Origin of the sequence: Streptomyces sp. NPDC101165, assembly GCF_044768135.1 — a bacterium.
Classification (GTDB): Bacteria; Actinomycetota; Actinomycetes; order Streptomycetales; family Streptomycetaceae; genus Streptomyces.
This window is the reverse complement of sequence record NZ_JBIWPG010000001.1, coordinates 519136-537152: the sequence shown is the minus strand read 5'-3', so window position 1 is coordinate 537152 and position 18017 is coordinate 519136. Positions and strand designations below refer to the sequence as shown.

Sequence of the window (18017 nt, the reverse complement as noted above, 5' to 3'; positions counted from 1 at the left end):
CCGACCGCCCGCGCGGTGGTGCCACGGTAGGGCGGACGGCACACGCCCGCTTTGCTCGTGGTGACAGGTGATTTGCCAATCGGGGACACACCTGTGGATGCGGCGGCCCTACCGCCCGTAGCGGCCCTGCCGCCCGTACACGTCCCGCGGACTCAGCTTCTGCCGTGCCTCGCCGAGCCGCCCCGGCTGGTGCGCCACTCCCGCGGACTGGTGCCGAACTGCTCGTGGAACCACCGGGAGAACGCACTCAGCGACGAGAACCCCAGCAGCGTGGAAACCTCGGTCAGGGAACGGCTGGGATTGGCGACGAACCGCTCCGCGAGCGCCGTGCGGGTCGCATGGAGCAGGGAGGAGAAGGTCTCCCCGGAACGGGCCAGATGACGGTGGACGGTGCGCCGGTCGACACCGAGGCTGCGTGCGATCTGCTCGATGGAGCAGCGCCCGGTCGGCAGCAGCGCCTCGATGAGATCGCGCACCCGGTCGACCTCGGATGCCTCCCTGGGGGCCGCGACGGGCTCGAAGTACCGCCGGGTGTAGCTGCGCAACTGGGCGTCGGCCATGGCGTTGGGGGCGTCCAGGTCCTCGGCGTAGAAGACGATGCCGTTGAAGTCGCGGTCGAACTCCACCACGGGCCCGAACAGGCGACGGTGGCCCCCGGTGTCCCGCGGCGCCCGGTGGGCGAAGCAGACCGACGACGGGCGCCAGTGCGGGCCGAGGAATCCGCACAGCACGCGGTGGAACGCACCCACGGCGAGCTCCGTGCCCTGCCGGGCCGGCTGCGGTTCCCCGAGCCGGAGGTCCACCTTGAGCGTGGCCACCCCGTTGCCTTCCGAGAGCCGGGCGTGCAGGACCTCGTTGTACGTGTGCTGATGGCGGATCAGCAGTGCCAGGGCGCTGCGCACGTCGGGCTCTTCACGGACGAGCAGACTGATGGGGCCGAGGTTGGAGAAGCGGCGCAGGTCCGCCAGGAGCAGACCGAAGTCCTCCCGGCCGGAAGCGGCGGCCGACAGCTCCAGCAGTCCGACCACCGCCGTGCCCGAGATCCACCGGTCCTGCACGGCCAGGTCCGCGGTGTCCAGACCGACGCTCCTCATCAGCGCACGGGGATCGAGGCCGAGGGAACGGCTCAGCTCGACGTAACCGTTCAGCGCTGCGGTGCGGGCAAGGGGCCTCATGGGCACGCTCCAGGGGCGGCAGGTCCCCAGAAGTTAAGTTTCTCGTCCCTGTACGTCAAGCATGGGGGGCGAGTGGTGCATAGCGTCTCCGTCGACGCGGCCCGTGCGGTGTCCGGCGGCCGTGCCGCCCGGGCGCCGCGCCGCCGGAAGGAGCTGCTCGGCTCACCCGATCTCGCGGAGGCGACCATGGCCGGAACCCCGGACACGACATCGGAGCCGACCGGGCCCTTCACGGGCCCTGCCCTGTGGTACGGCCCCGAGGTGGCGGGCCGTGACGACTGGGTTCTGCGGCTGACCGTCGACCACCGCGAGGAGCTGCGTACGGCTGTGCGGACCGCCCGCGGGCGCGGCGCCACCCTGTTGCGGATGACCGTCGCCGACTTCCCGCTGCCCACACTCGCCGCCGAGCTCGGTCGCGCCGCTGCGGCACTGGCCGAGGGGCCGGGCTTCGTCCTGCTCAGGAGCGTCCCGGCGGAGCTGCTCGGCGAGCCGGAGGCGAGCACCGTGCTGCGCGGGATCGGCCAGTACCTCGGCAGGCCCGTCCCGCAGACCGTCGGCGGCCGCACCCTCTGCCACATCCGGGACGCCGGCCCGGCGCCGGACGGCCGGACCCCGCCCGCGCACCTGACCCGCGCGGCACTGCCGTTCCACACCGCCGAGTCCGACCTGCTGGGCCTGATGTGCCTGCGGCAGGCCCGCTCGGGCGGCCGCACGCTGCTGGCCAGTGCGGCCGCCGTGCACAACGCGGTGCTCGACACCCGGCCGGACCTCGCCGGGCACCTGTACCGCGACCATCTCTTCGACCGTCGGGAGGAGCGGGCGTCCGGTGAAAAGGCGTACCTGGCCTCCCCGCTCGTCACCCGGCACAGCGGCAGACCCAGCATGCGCTACGACCGCGCCCGCCTGGACGACGGCGCACGCGCTGCCCGCGGCGGCGGTCCGGACGGCGCTCCGGCCGCCGACAGGGAGCTGTACGACCTCATCGACGCGACGGCCGCCTCGCCCGGGGTCCGGCTCGATCTGGATCTCCAGCCCGGTGATCTGCTGCTGCTCGACAACCACGTGGTGCTGCACGCCCGCTCGGCGTACGAGGATTGCGACGCCGCGGAGCACAAACGCCACCTGCTGCGCCTGTGGCTGGCCCGCCATGGGGACGCCGACCCGGCGGGACGAGCGGCCGGACCGCGCTCGCGCCCCGAGCCACGCGCCGGGGTCACCCCACACGACGTCATCCGCCCCCGGGGCCTGCGCACGGCGCGCCCCGGCTGCGGCTGTCCGGCGCCGCGCACCCGCTTTGGCGGATCGAGGGCACCACGGTCATGACCGAGCGACCTGGTCGCCACGGCCGGCCCTTGTGTCGCTCCTCCCCGCTGTGTTCTCAGAAGTCGTCCGGCGTGCCCAGGCCCGTGAGAGCGCCGACCGGGTCCAGGTCGGGTGTGCCGCGGGGCCACCAGTCGTCCTGGTCCGGCTCCGACTCGTAGGCGTACCAGAGGCCGTCGCGGCCCAGCCGGAGCTGGACATGGCCGCGGGGGTGGGTGAGGCGGTTGCGCCAGGGGCGGAACGCCGGGAGGTCGGCGGCGAGCAGCAGCGGGCGGGCCCGGTCGAAGCGGCCGGCCGGCGGATCCCACGGTTCCTCCAGGACGGCCAGCCCCTCCGGCCCGCCCTGCCGCCAGGCGGCGACCGCGCGGGCCAGGTCGGCCGTGGTGCGGTCGGTGGCCGCGGCGAGCGTGGCGTACAGGGTGCGGGTGGTGGCGGTCAGGCCGGAGCCGGGGCGGGCGGCGGCGAGGCGTACGGCGTCCTGCCACAGGGTCAGTTCACCGACCGGGTCGCGGCCGGTGGCGAGCAGCGCGTGTGCGCGGGCGGCGGCGTCGGTCGCCAGCTGGTCCAGCGCGAAGGGGTCGGGTCCGCCGGGCGCCGCCGGGTAGACCGGGGGCTGCTCGGGGTGCGGCGGCACGGGCAACGGCATGGGCAGCGGCGGGAGTTGACGCGGGGCGAGGGCCTCGGCCGCACGCACGCCGGGCAGGGACCTCGGTGATCCCTCCTGGGCGGCGCGGGCCGCGCGGGCGGCGCTGCGGCGGGACAGCGCGTCCAGGAGGCCCTTCTCGCCCCGGCCGCGCAGCAGGAGCAGGACGAAGGGGTCGGCGTCGAGCAGACGTGCCATCTGGTAGCAGAGGGCGGCCGCGTGCTTGCAGGGGTGGCCGGAGTCGGGGCAGCTGCACTGCGGGGCGAGGTCGCGGGGGCCGGGCAGCAGGGGCACACCGCAGTCGGCGAGGGACTGGGGCAACTCCTTGTCCAGCAGCGCCGCGATGTGCCCGGGCCGGTCGGCGGCCGCGTCCAGGAAACGCTCCCAGTCCGCGTCCTCCAGCGTGCGCAGCCGCACCTGCACCCGGTACGGACGCGGACGGCTCCCGCGCACGTACGCCAGCACCAGGCCCGGCGTCACGGTGATCGCGTCCACATGGCCCTGGTCCGCGTAACCCCGGCCGCGGCCCAGCCGCTTGACGTCCAGCGCACCCTGTTCGAGCGCGTCGACCCAGGCGTTCCCCCACCAGGTCCCGGCGAACGCTGAGTCCGCCGAGGAGCCCTCCCGGGGCGGGAACGCGGGGAACGTACGGCGGAGTTCGGTGTCGCGGTGGGGGGTGGCCATGGTGGCGGGGATCTGTGGGGATGCCGGGGCCGGGGGGCGGGGTTCGGTGCGCTCGGCTTCGCGGGCGGTGGTGTCCGTACCGGTGTCGTCGTCCGTCGCCGCGTGCAGGTCGGCCGTGTCGGCAACCGACGGCATGCGGAAGGCGTTCGCCAGGAACTGGCGCATGTCGTGGGCGGTTTGGACGCGGGCTGTGGTCCCGGATGCGCCGCCGGGGCGCGCGGACACGGCTGAGGAGCCGACGGACCGCGCCGACGTACGCCTCCCCCGCCGGGCCCCTGCCGCCTCCGCCTCGGCGCGCAGCGCCTCCCGACGGGCGGCCCGAAGCGCTTCCCTGGCCGCGTCGGCGGGGCGTGGGGCGGGGGTGGAGGCGGCGGTCTGCGGCGCGTTCATGTCGCCCGCGTGACCGGACCGCGCCGTGCCACCGGATTCGCCCCGGTCACTGGACTCCGCCATGGCACCGGACTCATCCCGGTCAGCAGGCACCGCGGACCGATCCCGGGCACCGGACGCCGCAGGGGCACCCGAGTCCTCCCGGTCACCAGGCACCGCGACGCCGCCGGCCCGATCCCGGCCACCGGACTCAGCCATGCCACGCGACCCGACCATGTCGCCGGAAACCGCTGCACCACCGACGCCAGTCCAGACACCCGGATCCGCCGAGACGCCGGACTCATCCCGGCCACCAGAAACCGCCGCCCCACGGAACCCATCACGGCCACCGGACTCAGCCATGCCACGCGACCCCACCTGGCCACCGGAAACCGCCGCATCACCCACCCCAGCCCGGACACCCGGATCCGCCGAGACACCAGACTCATCCCGGCCACCCGGCATCGCCGAGCCGTCGGCAGCCCCGCCCATGGCCCTGGTCTCGTCCGTGTCGCCGGGCTCGACGGGGTCGCCCGGCTCGGGCGTGGCGGCATCCGTATCTCGCCGGGCAGGCACAGCCGACCGGAGTGCGGCTCGCGCGGCGTCCGCGGGACTCGGTCGCGCAGCGGCGGCCTGCTCGGTCGGGCGCTCGGGCACCTTCGCCCGCGCGGCCTCCTCGCCCCGCTCGGCCTCCGCGCGCTCCCGCGCCTCCCGCAGGGCCCGTCGCGCCGCGTCGCCGGGGCGCTGTTCCCCGGTCGTCATGAGAACCTCCGCAGGGAGACGAGGTCGGACAGCTCGCGGTCCGTCAGTTCGGTCAGGGCCGACTCGCCGGAGCCGAGGATCGCGTCGGCCAGGGCACGCTTGGACTCCAGCATCTCGGCGATGCGGTCCTCGACCGTGCCCTCGGTGACCAGGCGGTGGACCTGGACGGGCTGGGTCTGACCGATGCGGTAGGCCCGGTCGGTGGCCTGTTCCTCGACGGCCGGGTTCCACCAGCGGTCGAAGTGGACGACGTGGCCGGCGCGGGTGAGGTTCAGGCCCGTACCGGCGGCCTTGAGAGAGAGGACGAGGACGGGGGTCTCGCCGTCCTGGAAGCGGTCGACCATGCGCTCGCGCTCGGGCACCGGGGTGCCGCCGTGGAGGAGGTCCACGGGGACCGCGCGGGCGGACAGATGGGCGGTGATGAGGCGGGCCATGCCGACGTACTGGGTGAAGACCAGTACGGAGCCGTCCTCGGCGAGCACGGTGTCCAACAGCTCGTCCAGGAGGGCGAGTTTGCCGGAGCGGGCCGGCAGCCGGTCGGCGTGCGCGTCCTCCTTCAGGTACAGCGCCGGGTGATCGCAGATCTGCTTCAGGGCGCCGAGCAGCTTCAGGACCAGGCCCCGGCGGGCGATTCCCGCCGCGGTCTCGATGGCCAGCATCGACTCGCGCACCACCGCCTCGTACAGCGAGGCCTGTTCACGGGTGAGCGGCACCGGGTGGTCCGTCTCGGTCTTGGGCGGCAGCTCGGGGACGATGCCGGGATCCGACTTCTTGCGGCGCAGGAGGAAGGGACGCACCAGGCGGGCCAGGCGCTCCACCGCCTCCTGGTCCTCGCCGTTCTCCACCGCGCGCGCGTGCCGGGCGCGGAAGGACTTCAGGGGGCCGAGGAGGCCGGGGGTCGTCCAGTCGAGCAGGGCCCACAGTTCGGAGAGGTTGTTCTCCACGGGGGTGCCGGTGAGGGCCACGCGCGCGGGGGCCGGGATGGTGCGCAGCGCCTTGGCGGTCGCGGAGTACGGGTTCTTCACGTGCTGGGCCTCGTCGGCGACGACCATGCCCCAGGGCTGCCCGGCGAGTTGGGCTGCCGTGGAGCGCATCGTGCCGTAGGTGGTGAGGACGAAGCCGCTGTCAAGGCCCTCCAGGGTGCGGTCGGGGCCGTGGAAGCGGCGGACGGGGACGCCGGGCGCGAACCGGGTGATCTCCCGCTGCCAGTTGCCCAGCAGGGACGCGGGACAGACCACGAGGGTCGGCTCGGTGCGGGCCCGCTTCAGATGCAGGGCGATGAGCGTGATGGTCTTGCCGAGGCCCATGTCGTCGGCGAGGCAGCCGCCGAGCCCGAGGGAGGTCATGAGGTCGAGCCAGGCCAGGCCGCGGAGCTGGTAGTCGCGGAGGGTGGCGGCGAGCCGGGCGGGCGGCTCGGCCGGGCCGAGGCCTGCGGTGAGGCGGTCGCGCAGGGTGGCCAGTGCGCCGAAGGGGACGGCCTCGACGGTCTCGCCGTCGACGTCGGCGGTGCCGGTGAGCGCGACGGACAGGGCGTCCACCGGGTCGAGCAGGCCCAGTTCGCGTTTGCGGGCCTTGCGGACCAGGGCCGGGTCGACCAGCACCCAGCGGTCCCGGAGCCGTACGACCGGCCGGTGGGCCTCGGCGAGCGCGTCCATCTCGGCCTCGCTGAGCGGATCCCCGCCGAGCGCCAGCTGCCAGCGGAACTGGAGCAGGTCCTCGCTCTCGAAGAACCCGGTGCCGTCGGTCGCCGAGCCGGGCGCGGGCCGGACCACGGCGGCGGCGGTGAGGTCACGGGCGAGGTCCCGGGGCCAGTGCACGGCGACCCCGGCCGCGGCGAGCCGGGCGGCCGCCACGCCGAGCAGCTCGCCCAGCTCCTCCTCGGACAGCGCGAGGACGTCGGGGGTCTCCTGCTCGGCGAGCCGGTCCAGGGGCGGCCACACGCGGGCCGCGCGCCGCACGGCGAGGGCGGCGTCCACGCGCGCGCGTGGCCCGAAGGCCGCGTCGGCCTCCCCCGCCCACAGGGCCGTCGCGTCGGCCACCAGGGTCGGGTCGGCGAGGCTGTGCACCTGGACGATCGCCGCGCCGGCCGCGCGGGCGCCCTCGACGGGACTGGCGTCGAAGACGTCGTACGTGGACAGGTCCAGGCGCAGCGAGATCCGTACGCCCGCGTCCATGCCGGCGGCGACCTCCGCCGCCCAGTCGTGGGCGGCGGGCAGTGCCTGGGGCTCGCGGGCGGCGAAGGGGCGGCCGGCGGTGTGGGGGGCGGCCGGGGTACGGGGCAGGGCGTCGGCGACCGCGTCCAGGAAGGAGCGGATCAGCGCCTCGGGCTCGGGCAGCCGGAGCGGTCCGGGGTCCGGCAGCGGCACGGCGTGGCCCTCCGGGGGCAGGGCCGCGGCCACCGCGCGCAGGTGGGCGATGTCGTCGGGCTCCAGCGGGCCGGCCCGCCAGGCGTCGTGGCCGCTCGGGGTCAGACCGGGCAGCAGGCGGCCGCGGGCGACCAGCCGCAGCGCGTGCAGGGCGGCGGCTCCCCAGCAGGCCGTGGACGGGTGGGCGGCCGGGTCGCGGCGGGCCCGGACCAGCAGCGGCAGGGCCTCGGCGAGCGGCAGGGTCAGCGCGGGCACCTGCCTGCGGCGCACGCTCGCTCCATGGCGTCGTACGACGGTCAGCTCGTCGGTGTCGCCGTCGGCCGCCGGCGGGCCGCCGTCGGGGTCCCAGAAGGCGACGCGGCCCTCGCGCGGGAGGGGCGCGGGCAGGTAGACGGACGCGAGGCGCACCGGGACGAGGTCCCCTGGCTCCCGGGAACCTCCTGTGCGCTCGGCCACCGCAGCCGTGCCTGCGCTCATACGTCCTGCCACCTCCCGTCGGCGTCTCGGATCAGACGTCCTCGACTCTACGGGCGGGGTCTGACAGTCGGCTCCGGCGGCCGGCCGGGGCCCCTGTCACGGGACCGTGCGGGAGACGACGTACACCATCGGATAGTTCGGGTCGGACATGTTGACGACCACGTCCTGGGTGGGCGCCGGGTTCTTCTGCTTGTGGGTGAGACCCGACCAGGGGCCGGGGCCGGTGAAGTTCCAGCCGGAGACCTTCTGGTCGCGGGAGCCGATGGTGATGTGGTCCTTCTCCAGCTGGTCCCGGCGTACGCCCATGGCCCCCAGGAAGCTGTCCAGGCCGGCGCTGTTGGTGCGGAACTGCACGTACAGGCGGCTGGTCTTCCAGTTGTTGGTCTCGTAGTAGGCGATGTAGTCGGCGGGGTGCGGGACCGCCACCTGGTAGAGGCGGCGCTGCACCTTCGACGGCCAGCCCGGGGTGAGGCCGGTCGCCGAGTACTTCGCCTCCTTGTCCTTGCCGCTGTTGCGGCTCTGGTTGGCGGAGATGACCAGGTAGCCCGCCGGGACACCGATGAGCAGCCCGATGATCAGCAGGGTCAGCGCCCTGCGCTTGGCCTTGTGCCGCGGGTTCTCGGCGGGCCTGCGCGGTTCGTCCGGGGGCGCGGCCTGATGGGGCAGCGAGGCGATCATGCGGTGTCCCGGTCGCGGCGGGCCTGGGCGTACCGCTCGTAGCGCTCGTACCGCTCCACCCGGCGCCGCTTGGCCCGCCGGAACCGCCGGGCGACCAGCCGGGCCAGGTCGGCGGCGCCGACCATGCCGGCCTCGGGGCCGAGCTGGGCGCGGGTGATACGGGCCTCGGGGCGGTAGCCGCGGCCGGTGAGGTGGCGCTTGAAGGCCTCCCGGGCCGGGCCGATGAGCAGGTCGTCGGCGGCGCTGACGCCTCCGCCGATCACGAAGCAGGAGGGATCGAGGGCGGCGGCGAGGTTGGCGATGCCGACGCCGAGCCACTGGCCGATGTCCTGGAGCAGCTCGACGCACATGGCGTCGCCCTCGCGGGCCAGCTCGGTGATCATCGGGCCGGTGATGTCGTCGATGTTGCCCTTGACGTGCTCGATGATCCCGTAGGCCACCGGGGAGTCCGCCGCGGCCAGCTCCTTGGCCTCGCGGACGAGCGCGTTGCCGGAGCTGTACTGCTCCCAGCAGCCGCGGTTGCCGCACGGGCAGCGGTGGCCGCCGGGCACGACCTGCATATGGCCGAACTCACCCGCGACGCCGTACTTGCCGCGCTTGACCTGGCCGTCCTCCAGGATGGCGCCGCCGATGCCGGTGCCGAGGGTGATCATCACGAGGTGGTCCTCGCCGCGACCGGCACCGAAACGCCACTCCGCCCAGGCGGCGGTGTTGGCGTCGTTGTCCACGAGGACCGGGACGGAGAGGCGGCCGGCGAGGCGGTCCCGCAGCGGCTCGTTGCGCCAGGACAGGTGGGGCGCGAACAGGACGCGGTTGCGGTCGGCGTCGACCCAGCCGGCGGCGCCGATGCCGACCGCGTGCACGTCGTGGCGGTCGGACAGGTCCAGGACCAGTTCGACGATGGTGTCCTCGACGACCTTGGGGCTCTTGGACTTGTCCGGGGTCTCCGCGCGGAGCTTCTCCAGGATGTTGCCGTCCGCGTCCACCACGCCCGCCATGACCTTGGTGCCGCCGATGTCGATGCCGACGGTGGGGACACGGGGGGCAGTCAGATGTGACCGGCGTTCCCTGGTGCCGACCGTTCGGAGCACGGGGGCTCGGCGGGAGCCGATGGGGGCGGTGAGGTCGCGGTAGGTGCTCATCGTTGGTCGATTCTGCCGCACGCTCACGCTGAGTGCTGCGCGGGGCGGGTGAGGGGGGTGCGCGTCCAGTGCCGACTGCGGGTGCGTCGTGGCTGGTCGCGCCCCGCGGCGGAGCCGCATATCGGCACGGCCCCGCCCCCCTAACTTCGCTGCAGTTCGTGGCGTAGAGCGTCGAGGTCGGATCCGCCTGCCATCTGCTGGGTCAGCTCATCCAGTGTGATGTCGGCCCGTGTGTAATTGCCCACCATTGTGCCGCGCCGCAGCAGTACGAAGCGGTCGCCGACCAGGTACGCGTGATGCGGGTTGTGGGTGATCAAAACAACGCCCAGGCCCTCGTCGCGTGCTGCCGCCACATACTTCAGGACCACGCCGGACTGCTTGACGCCCAGGGCCGCCGTGGGCTCGTCCAGGACCAGGACCTTCGCGCCGAAGTGGACCGCCCTGGCGATCGCCACGCACTGGCGTTCGCCGCCGGAGAGGGTGCCGATGGGCTGGTCGACGTCGCGGAGGTCGATGCCCATGCGGAGGAGTTCGGCTCGGGTCGTCTCGCGCATGAAGTCGATGTCCAGGCGCTTGAACGGTCCCTTGCCCTTGCGGGGCTCGGAGCCGAGGAAGAAGTTGCGCCACACCGGCATGAGGGGGACGACCGCCAGGTCCTGGTGGACCGTGGCGATGCCGCGGTCGAGGGCCTCGCGCGGGGAGGAGAGGGTCGTCTCCTCGCCCTCGATGCTCAGCGTGCCGCCGTCGTGCCGGTGCAGGCCCGCGATGATCTTGATGAGGGTGGACTTGCCGGCCCCGTTGTCACCGAGGACGCAGGTGATCTCGCCGGGGTTGACCTCCAGCGAGACGCCTTCGAGGGCACGGACGGTGCCGTAGTGCTTGCTGACGTCGGCCAGCTGGACGAGAGTCACTTGTCGGCCTCCGCGCGCTTGCGGACCCAGGCGTTCAGCAGGGTCGCGAGGAGCAGCATCGCTCCGAGGAAGAATTTGAACCAGTCGGGGTTCCACTCGGCGAAGACGATGCCCTTGCTCGTCATGCCGAAGAGGAGGGCGCCCACGGCGGAGCCGATCGCACTGCCGTAGCCGCCGGTGATCAGACAGCCGCCGATGACGGCCGCGATGATGTAGATCAGCTCGTTGCCGACGCCCTCGCCGGACTGGACGGCGTCGAAGGAGAAGAGCAGGTGCTGGCCCGAGATCCAGGCGCCGAACGCGACGCCCATGTAGAGGCCGATCTTGGTCCTGGCGACCGGGACGCCGACCGCGCGGGCCGCGTCCTGGTTGCCGCCGGCCGCGAAGATCCAGTTGCCGGCGCGGGTGCGCAGCAGGATCCAGGAGGCGAGCGCCACCAGGCCGAGCCACCACAGGATGGTGACCTTGAAGTCGACGCCGCCGAGCGAAAGGCTCGAGGCGAAGACGGCGTGGGCGCTCGGGAAGCCCTCCATGTCGGCGATGGTCTTGGTGGAGACCGTGCCGTCGATCAGCTTGGTGAAGCCGAGGTTCATGCCGGTCAGCATCAGGAAGGTGCCCAGCGTGACGATGAAGCTGGGCAGCTTGGTGCGGGTGAGCACGAAGCCGTTGAAGGCGCCGATGGCGAGCGTGACCAGGAGCGAGACGCCTACGCCGACCCAGGTGTTCGCCGTCATCTGGTAGCTGGACATCGAGGAGATCAGCGCGGAGGACGTCACCAGGACGCCCGCCGACAGGTCGAACTCGCCGCCGATCATCAGCAGGGCCACGGGTACGGCCATGATGCCGATGGTCGAGGAGGCGTACAGGACCGTGCTGAGGCTGGCGGCGCGCAGGAAGCCGTCGGCCGCGAACGCGAAGACGGCGAAGACGGCGAGCGCGCCGACGATCGAGCCCAGTTCGGGGCGGGACAGGAGCTTCCGCAGCGGCGAGGTCTGCAGAAGCCTTTCGTCGGCCGTGCGTTCCACGGTGGCGGTCATCGGGTGCCCCGCTCGGTGTAGTCGGCGAGGGCGGCCGCCTGGTCCTTGGTGATGATCTGCGGGCCGGTGAGGACGGGCTGACCGCCGCCGAGGACGTCGCCGTTGTACCTGTACAGCCACAGCAGGTCGACGGCCTGGTAGCCCTGCAGGTACGGCTGCTGGTCCACGGCGAAGCCGAGGGTGCCGTCCTTCAGCTCGGCGGCGACCTTGGCGTTCAGGTCGAAGGTGTCGACCTCGGCCTTGCTGCCCGCGTCGGCCTTCGCCTTCACGGCGGTGTCGGCGTAGGGGGCACCGAGGGTGACGACGGCGTCGACGGACTTGTCCGCCTGGAGCTTGGCCCCGATCGCGGACTGCACGTCGGGCATGTTGGTGCCGTTGACGTAGAGCTTCTCGACCTTGCCGTGGAAGGTCTTCGCGACGCCGTCGCAGCGCTGCTCGTGACCGACGTTGCCCTGCTCGTGCAGGATGCACAGGGCGTTCTTCCGGCCGCGCTTGTTCAGCTCCTCGCCGACGGCCTGGCCGGCGATGGTCTCGTCCTGGCCGATGTGGGTGAGGGCGCCGAAGGCCTTGGACTCCTCGGAGCCGGAGTTCACCGTGATCACCGGGATGCCGGCCTTCTCGGCGCGGGCCACGGCGGCCTTGAGGGCGTCGGGCTTGGCGAGGGTGACGATGATGCCGTCGACCTTCTTGTCGACCGCCGCGTCCACCAGCTGGGCCTGCTGCTGTGCCTCGTCGTCGTGCGAGTACAGGAAGTTGATGTTGTCCTTGACGGCGGCCTGCTTGGCGCCGCTCTGCACGATGTCCCAGAAGGTGTCGCCGTCTCCCGAGTGGGTGATCATCGCGAAGGTCCAGCGGGGGGTGTTCACCGCCGCCCTCCCCTGGGCGGCGGCGGCCTTGCGGGCGTCCTCGGCCCGCTTGCCGCCGGTGCTGCTGCACCCCGCCAGGGACACGGAGAGTGCCCCTGCCAGCGCTATGCCTACCAAGGTCCGAAACCGTGCCACGAGGCCGTGCCCTTCTTGCCGTGTTCGTACGTGCGCAAGGGGCCGGTGATCCCTCAGCGGCCCCAAACACTCCAGTATCGAACACGGGGAACACTGCTGACCCGACCGGGGAGCGACTGCCCGTCGCATTGTCCGGACATTGCGACGAATGACCGGCGGTCGCTCAGGGTCGCACGAGCAGCTGGAACTCGAAGGAGTAGCGGGTGGGGCGGTAGGTGTGGTCGCCGAACTCGACCGCGCGGCCGGTGTCGTCGAAGGTGGTGCGCTGCATGGTGAGCAGCGGGGCGCCCTCCGCCTCGGCGAGCCGCTCGGCCTCGGCCGCCGTGGCACCGCGGGCGCCGATGGACTGGCGGGCGCTGTGCAGGGTGATCCCGGCGGAGCGCATCAGCCGGTACAGGCCGGTGGCCTCCAGCTGGCCGGTGTCCAGGTCGAGCAGGCCGGGCGGCAGAAAGTTGATCAGGTAGGCCATCGGTTCGCCGTGGGCGAGGCGCAGGCGTTCGATGCGGTGGACGTCGCTGCCCTCGGCGACGGCGAGCGCGGCGGCGACCCCGGCGGAGGCGGGGACGACGGTGTTGACCAGAACCTTGGTCGCGGGCCGCTGGCCGGCCGCCTCCAGGTCGTCGTAGAGGCTGCTCAGCTCCAGGGGGCGCTTGACCTGGCTGTGGACGACCTGGGTGCCCACGCCCCGGCGGCGGACCAGCAGACCCTTGTCGACGAGGGACTGAATGGCCTGGCGGACGGTGGGCCGGGACAGGCCCAGCCGGGCGGCCAGCTCGATCTCGTTGCCCAGGAGGCTGCCGGGCGTGAGACTGCCGTGCTCGATGGCGGCCTCCAGCTGCTGGGAGAGCTGGAAGTACAACGGCACCGGCGAACTACGGTCCACACGGAGGTCGAGCGACACGGTGGGGTCCACATCTGGTTTCGGCACGGGCCCGAGCGTAGCCGCGTGCTCGGTTGACGGGAAGTTGTGTAGATAGATTGTCCAGTTGTTCGGACATTAGTATTGACAGCGTCCGGGGTTCGCCCTCACTTTGTTCCCATGCGCATCGGGGTCATCGGTACGGGCCGCATCGGCACCATTCATGCGAACACGCTGAGCCGCCACCGTGAGGTCGGATCGCTGATCCTGACGGACGCGGAACCGGCGCGGGCACAGGGGCTGGCGCAGCGCCTGGGCGAGACGGCGGCGCCGGGGGTGGACGAGATCTTCAAGTGGGGCGTGGACGCGGTGGTGATCACCACGGCCACGGCGGCCCACGCCGAACTGATCGGTCGGGCAGCCCGCTCGGGCCTGCCGGTCTTCTGCGAGAAACCGATCGCCCTCGACCTGCCGGGCACGCTGGCCGCGCTCGCCGAGGTCGAGACGGCCGGCACGGTGCTGCAGATGGGCTTCCAGCGACGCTTCGACGCGGGGTACGCGGGCGCCCGGGAGGCGGTGCGCTCGGGACGGCTCGGGCGGCTGCACACCGTACGGGCCATGACCTCCGACCAGTCCCCTCCCCCGCCGGAGTGGCTGCCGCTGTCCGGCGGGCTCTTCCGGGACACGCTGATCCACGACTTCGACGTGCTGCGCTGGGTGACGGGCCGTGAGGTCGTGGACGTGTACGCGACGGGGTCGGACGCCGGCCCCGCGATGTTCCGCGAGGCCGGTGACGTCGACACCGGCGCGGCCCTGCTCACGCTGGACGACGGCACGCTGGCCACGGCGACGGCGACCCGGCTCAACGGCGCCGGCTACGACGTCCGCATGGAGCTGGCCGGAGAGCGGGACACGGTCGTGGTGGGCCTGGACGACCGTACGCCGGTCGCGTCCACCGAGCCGACCGGGCCGCCGCCCGCGGACAAGCCGTGGGCCGGCTTCCTGGAGCGGTTCGGGCCCGCCTACGAGGCCGAGCTGTGCGCGTTCGTCGACGTGCTGCACGGTCAGCGGCCCAACCCGTGCGACGGCCGCGAGGCCCTGCAGGCGCTGCGGATCGCCGAGGCCTGCGAGGTGTCCCGGCGGGAGCGCCGCCCGGTGCGGCTGGCGGAGATCCAGGACCGGGCGCAGCCGTCGTACGGCTGAAGCCGCTTCGCTCACCAGCGCACCGGCAGCGTGCGCATCCCTCTCATCAGCAGACCCGGCAGCCACTCGCCGGGGGAGCCGTCGAGCGCGAGTCCGGGGGCGCGCTCCAGGAGGGTGCCGATGGCGGTGCGGCCTTCCAGGCGGGCCAGGGGCGCGCCCAGGCAGTAGTGGATGCCGTGGCCGAAGGCGAGGTGGCCGCGGGTGTCGCGGCGGATGTCGAAGCGCTGCGGGTCGCCGTAGCGGTCGCCGTCGCGCTGGGCGGCGGTGAGGCCGACGATCACGTGCTCGCTCTTCTCGATCGTCGTGCCGGCGATCTCCAGGGTCTCGGCGGCGTACCGGAACGTGGCGCTCTGCACCGGGCCCTCGTAGCGCAGCATCTCCTCGACGGCGCCGTCCAGGAGGCTCATGTCGGCGCGCAGGGCGGCGAGTTGGTCGGGGTGGGTGAGGAGGGCGAGGACGCCGTTGCCGATCAGGTTGACGGTGGTCTCGTGGCCGGCGATGAGCAGCAGGAAGGCCATGCCGCGCAGTTCCCCCGGGGAGAGCCGGTCGCCGTCCTCGGCGGTGGTTCGGATCAGGTCGCTGAGCAGGTCGTCGGTCGGCCCGGCGGACCGCTTGTCCTCGATCAGCTCGGTCAGGTACTCGCCGAGGCGGTTGGTCGCCTCGTACTCCGTGTCCCCGTTGGTCGGCGCGACCACCTCGGTGGACATCTTCCGGAACTCCGCGCGGTCCATGTCCGGGACGCCGAGGAGTTCACAGATGACGGTGATGGGCAGCGGGAAGGCGAGCGCGTCGACGAGGTCGGCATGACCGCGCGGCATCATCTCGTCCAGCAGATCGTCGGTGATCTGCTGGATCCGCGGGCGCAGCCGCTCCACCCGGCGCATCGTGAACGCGCGGGTGACCAGGGCGCGCAGGCGGGTGTGCTGAGGCGGGTCGGTGGCCAGCAGGTGCTTGCCGACCATGTCCTCGTCCAGGAAGGTCACGCCGATCTTGGAGCCGTCCTTGGCCAGCCGGGAGTCGGCGAGCGCCGCCCGCGCCTCTTCGTACCCCACCACCAGCCAGGCCTCGTCCCCCTCGTCCGCTCCCGGCAGCCGGACGCGGTGCACGGGGCCCTGCTCGCGCAGGCGCGCGTACACCGGGTGCGGATCCCGGCGAAAGGCGTCCCCGAACTCCCCCAGATCGACCACGTGTTGCCTGTCCATCGCTCCCCTTCCGGACTCCCCCGAGGCCTCCCGGGCACCTCCCGGTGCACGGACAACGCGCGGGGTGCCCGCTTAGTGCCCGTCCTCGTCGAGAAGTCCCGCGTCGTAGGCCAGCAGGGCGATCTGGACCCGGTTGTTGAGGCCGAGCTTGGCCAGGATGCGCGAGACATGGGTCTTGACCGTGGCCACGCTCATGAAGAGTCCGGCGGCGATCTGGGCGTTGGCCAGGCCCCGGCCGACGGCGACGGCGACCTCCCGCTCACGGTCGTTGAGCGCGGCGAGCCGCTCCCGCGCGCGTTCCTGCCGGGAGTCGGCGGCGGTGCCGGCGGCGTGCCGCATCAACTGGCGGGTGACGGCGGGCGACAGCACCGGCTCCCCGGCCGCGACCCGGCGGACCGCGTCGACGATCTCGGCCGGCGGGGTGTCCTTGAGCACGAACCCGGCGGCACCCGCGCGCAGGGCGTGCAGCACCTGCTCGTCGGCGTGGAAGGTGGTGAGCACCACGACCTCGGGTGCGTCCGCCCGCTCCCGCAGACTCCGGGTGGCCGTGAGCCCGTCCACCGACGGCATCCGGATGTCCATGAGCACGACGTCGGGCCGGGTCCGCCGGACCGCGTCCTCGACCTGGTCGCCGTCGGCGGCCTCCCCGACGATCTCGATGTCCCCGGACCCGCCCATCATCAGCGCGAGTCCGGCGCGCACCAGGGGGTCGTCGTCGACGAGGAGGAGTCTGATCGGAGTCGCAGTCATGGGGGTTACGTAATCACGGGGATACGGGGTGCTGGGCAGGTCCCGGCCAACGGCGGCCGCCCCGCCGCAGCTCAGTCCCCGCCCCACGGCAGCCACCCCCGCACCTCGAACCCCCCGTCCGCCGTCGCCCCGTGCTCCAGGCTTCCGCCGGTCAGAGTGGCGCGTTCGGTCAGGCCGATCAGGCCCTGTCCGGAGCCGGGGACCGGCAGGACGTCGGACTCGGGGGCGGGGTTGCGCACCGTGATCGTCAGACCGGACCCGGGGGCACCGGTGACCTGGACGGTGACGTCGGTGCCGGGGGCGTGCTTGCGGGCGTTGGTCAGGGCCTCCTGGGCGATGCGGTAGGCGGTGCGGCCGACCGAGGCGGGGACCGCGGCCGGGTCGGTGACGCGCTGGTCGAGGGTGACCTTCATGCCCGCCTCACGGCACTCGGCGACCAGGGCGTCCAGCGCGGCCAGCGTCGGCTGCGGGCGGCTCCCGGCAGCGTCGTCGGACTCCCCCGCCCGCAGCACGCCGATGATCTCCCTGAGGTCCTGCAACGCCTCGTGGGCGCTCTCCCGGATGACCCCGGCCGCCCGCGCTATCTCGTCCCGGGGCGCGTCCGGCCGGAACTCCAGCGCTCCGGCGTGCACGCTGAGCAGGGTGAGCCGGTGCGCCAGCACGTCGTGCATCTCGCGGGCGATGGCCTCACGGGCGAGCCGCTGCGCCTGCTCGGCGCGCAGTCGCGCCTCGGTCTCCGCGCGCCGGGCCCGGTCGCGCAGGCTCAGCATGAGGTGCCGCTTGGAGCGGACGAACTTGCCCCAGCCGATGAGGGAGACGGTGAGCAGCACGGTGAACGCGACGACGCCGGCGTAGGGCAGTTCGGGGTCGGGGCGCAGCCAGTAGAAGAGGGGGAGCAGGGCGAGTTCGACGCCGCCGATCCAGGCGACGTGGCGGAAGGGCCGGTGCACCGCGAGGGTGAAGAGGGCGACCATCCCGGCGCCGCCCGCGGTGTTGGACAGGAACCCGACCGGGATCATCGCGACCGCGAGCCCGACCGGCCATCGGCGGCGCAGCCAGAGCGCCCCGCAGGCGAGAGCGCCCAGCACCTGGTCGAGCACGGCGAGGGAGTGCGGCAGTCCGGATTCCTGGGGCAGGGCCTGCGCGGCCGCCAGGCCGAGGACGACGGCCAGCAGGAAGCACGAGAAGTCGACGACCCAGTCGCGCGCGGTGCGCCGCGGCCGTCGGGCCGAGGCACCGGCGTCCGGGTCCAACTCGTGCATCAGGGCGGACGGGAACAGCCAACGGCGGCCCGCGAACTCCTGTGGCGCCCGCGCCGGCTCGTCTTTGCTCACGGTCGACAAATCTATGCAGGATCGGCTCGGGCAGCCGCCCCCTGCCGTGGATCGCCGACCAAAGTCGCACCGCCGTGGACTTTCGGTGGTGCCGCCCGGGCGGG

14 protein-coding genes are annotated in these 18017 nt (G+C 73.2%); 2 read left to right on the top strand and 12 right to left on the bottom strand.

Translation table 11 applies throughout. From position 1 onward, the window contains the following. Positions 1-152: 152 nt before the first annotated feature. Positions 153-1175 carry an AraC family transcriptional regulator gene (locus ACIRVH_RS02330; protein ID WP_403947409.1) on the bottom strand — a complete coding sequence of 341 codons (1023 nt, stop codon included), beginning with the start codon at positions 1173-1175 and terminating at the stop codon, positions 153-155. 75 nt (positions 1176-1250) lie between these two features. Here ACIRVH_RS02330 and ACIRVH_RS02325 point away from each other — a divergent pair, with 75 nt between their 5' ends. Beyond that, entirely contained in the window at positions 1251-2498 is a 1248-nt protein-coding gene (locus ACIRVH_RS02325; protein ID WP_403947408.1) for a TauD/TfdA family dioxygenase, read from the top strand. A gap of 55 nt (positions 2499-2553) precedes the next feature. On the opposite strand, the gene ACIRVH_RS02320 is transcribed toward ACIRVH_RS02325, so the two are convergent. The 8 genes from ACIRVH_RS02320 to ACIRVH_RS02285 form a co-directional block, all read right to left on the bottom strand. Beyond that, complete coding sequence (locus ACIRVH_RS02320) at positions 2554-4428, bottom strand: SWIM zinc finger family protein (protein WP_403947407.1); 1875 nt, start codon at positions 4426-4428, stop codon at positions 2554-2556. Between the two features lie 521 nt (positions 4429-4949). Continuing rightward, positions 4950-7796 (bottom strand): DEAD/DEAH box helicase, encoded by a 2847-nt coding sequence (locus ACIRVH_RS02315; protein WP_403947406.1) that lies wholly within the window; start codon positions 7794-7796, stop codon positions 4950-4952. A gap of 96 nt (positions 7797-7892) precedes the next feature. After that, positions 7893-8474, bottom strand: a complete 582-nt coding sequence (locus tag ACIRVH_RS02310; protein WP_403947405.1) for a sugar kinase — start codon at positions 8472-8474, stop codon at positions 7893-7895. Further along, entirely contained in the window at positions 8471-9616 is a 1146-nt protein-coding gene (locus ACIRVH_RS02305; protein ID WP_403947404.1) for an ROK family glucokinase, read from the bottom strand. Before ACIRVH_RS02305 ends, ACIRVH_RS02310 begins: the two co-directional genes overlap by 4 nt. A 140-nt stretch (positions 9617-9756) precedes the next feature. Then, positions 9757-10527 carry an ATP-binding cassette domain-containing protein gene (locus ACIRVH_RS02300; RefSeq protein WP_403947403.1) on the bottom strand — a complete coding sequence of 257 codons (771 nt, stop codon included), beginning with the start codon at positions 10525-10527 and terminating at the stop codon, positions 9757-9759. Then, positions 10524-11564, bottom strand: a complete 1041-nt coding sequence (locus tag ACIRVH_RS02295) for an ABC transporter permease (protein WP_403947402.1) — start codon at positions 11562-11564, stop codon at positions 10524-10526. The genes ACIRVH_RS02300 and ACIRVH_RS02295 overlap by 4 nt, the downstream gene beginning before the upstream one ends. Then, a complete protein-coding gene (locus tag ACIRVH_RS02290) occupies positions 11561-12565 on the bottom strand; it encodes a sugar ABC transporter substrate-binding protein (RefSeq protein WP_403947401.1) in 1005 nt (334 codons plus the stop codon). Before ACIRVH_RS02290 ends, ACIRVH_RS02295 begins: the two co-directional genes overlap by 4 nt. 163 nt (positions 12566-12728) lie before the next feature. Then, the gene (locus tag ACIRVH_RS02285) at positions 12729-13466 is read right to left on the bottom strand and encodes a GntR family transcriptional regulator (protein WP_403947801.1); all 738 of its coding nucleotides are present in this window, start codon (positions 13464-13466) and stop codon (positions 12729-12731) included. Between the two features lie 138 nt (positions 13467-13604). Here ACIRVH_RS02285 and ACIRVH_RS02280 point away from each other — a divergent pair, with 138 nt between their 5' ends. Then, positions 13605-14627: a Gfo/Idh/MocA family oxidoreductase gene (locus ACIRVH_RS02280; protein ID WP_403947400.1), complete on the top strand. Its 1023-nt coding sequence runs from the start codon at positions 13605-13607 to the stop codon at positions 14625-14627. Between the two features lie 11 nt (positions 14628-14638). Here ACIRVH_RS02280 and ACIRVH_RS02275 read toward each other — a convergent pair whose 3' ends face one another. From ACIRVH_RS02275 to ACIRVH_RS02265, 3 genes are all read right to left on the bottom strand, one after another. Continuing rightward, on the bottom strand, positions 14639-15829 hold the full coding sequence (locus ACIRVH_RS02275) for a cytochrome P450 (protein ID WP_403947399.1): 1191 nt from the start codon (positions 15827-15829) through the stop codon (positions 14639-14641). 72 nt (positions 15830-15901) lie between these two features. Further along, positions 15902-16579: a response regulator gene (locus tag ACIRVH_RS02270; RefSeq protein ID WP_403947398.1), complete on the bottom strand. Its 678-nt coding sequence runs from the start codon at positions 16577-16579 to the stop codon at positions 15902-15904. Between the two features lie 71 nt (positions 16580-16650). Next, entirely contained in the window at positions 16651-17913 is a 1263-nt protein-coding gene (locus ACIRVH_RS02265; protein WP_403947397.1) for a sensor histidine kinase, read from the bottom strand. Positions 17914-18017 lie beyond the last annotated feature (104 nt).

Excerpts from the sequence above, each read along its gene's own strand:
- ACIRVH_RS02330 (WP_403947409.1), bottom strand. The coding sequence starts at position 1,175 with ATGAGGCCCCTTGCCCGCACCGCAGCGCTGAACGGTTACGTCGAGCTG.
- ACIRVH_RS02320 (WP_403947407.1), bottom strand. The coding sequence starts at position 4,428 with ATGGTCGGGTCGCGTGGCATGGCTGAGTCCGGTGGCCGGGATCGGGCC.
- ACIRVH_RS02315 (WP_403947406.1), bottom strand. The coding sequence starts at position 7,796 with ATGAGCGCAGGCACGGCTGCGGTGGCCGAGCGCACAGGAGGTTCCCGG.
- ACIRVH_RS02310 (WP_403947405.1), bottom strand. The coding sequence starts at position 8,474 with ATGATCGCCTCGCTGCCCCATCAGGCCGCGCCCCCGGACGAACCGCGC.
- ACIRVH_RS02305 (WP_403947404.1), bottom strand. The coding sequence starts at position 9,616 with ATGAGCACCTACCGCGACCTCACCGCCCCCATCGGCTCCCGCCGAGCC.
- ACIRVH_RS02295 (WP_403947402.1), bottom strand. The coding sequence starts at position 11,564 with ATGACCGCCACCGTGGAACGCACGGCCGACGAAAGGCTTCTGCAGACC.
- ACIRVH_RS02280 (WP_403947400.1), top strand. The coding sequence starts at position 13,605 with ATGCGCATCGGGGTCATCGGTACGGGCCGCATCGGCACCATTCATGCG.
- ACIRVH_RS02275 (WP_403947399.1), bottom strand. The coding sequence starts at position 15,829 with ATGGACAGGCAACACGTGGTCGATCTGGGGGAGTTCGGGGACGCCTTT.
- ACIRVH_RS02270 (WP_403947398.1), bottom strand. The coding sequence starts at position 16,579 with ATGACTGCGACTCCGATCAGACTCCTCCTCGTCGACGACGACCCCCTG.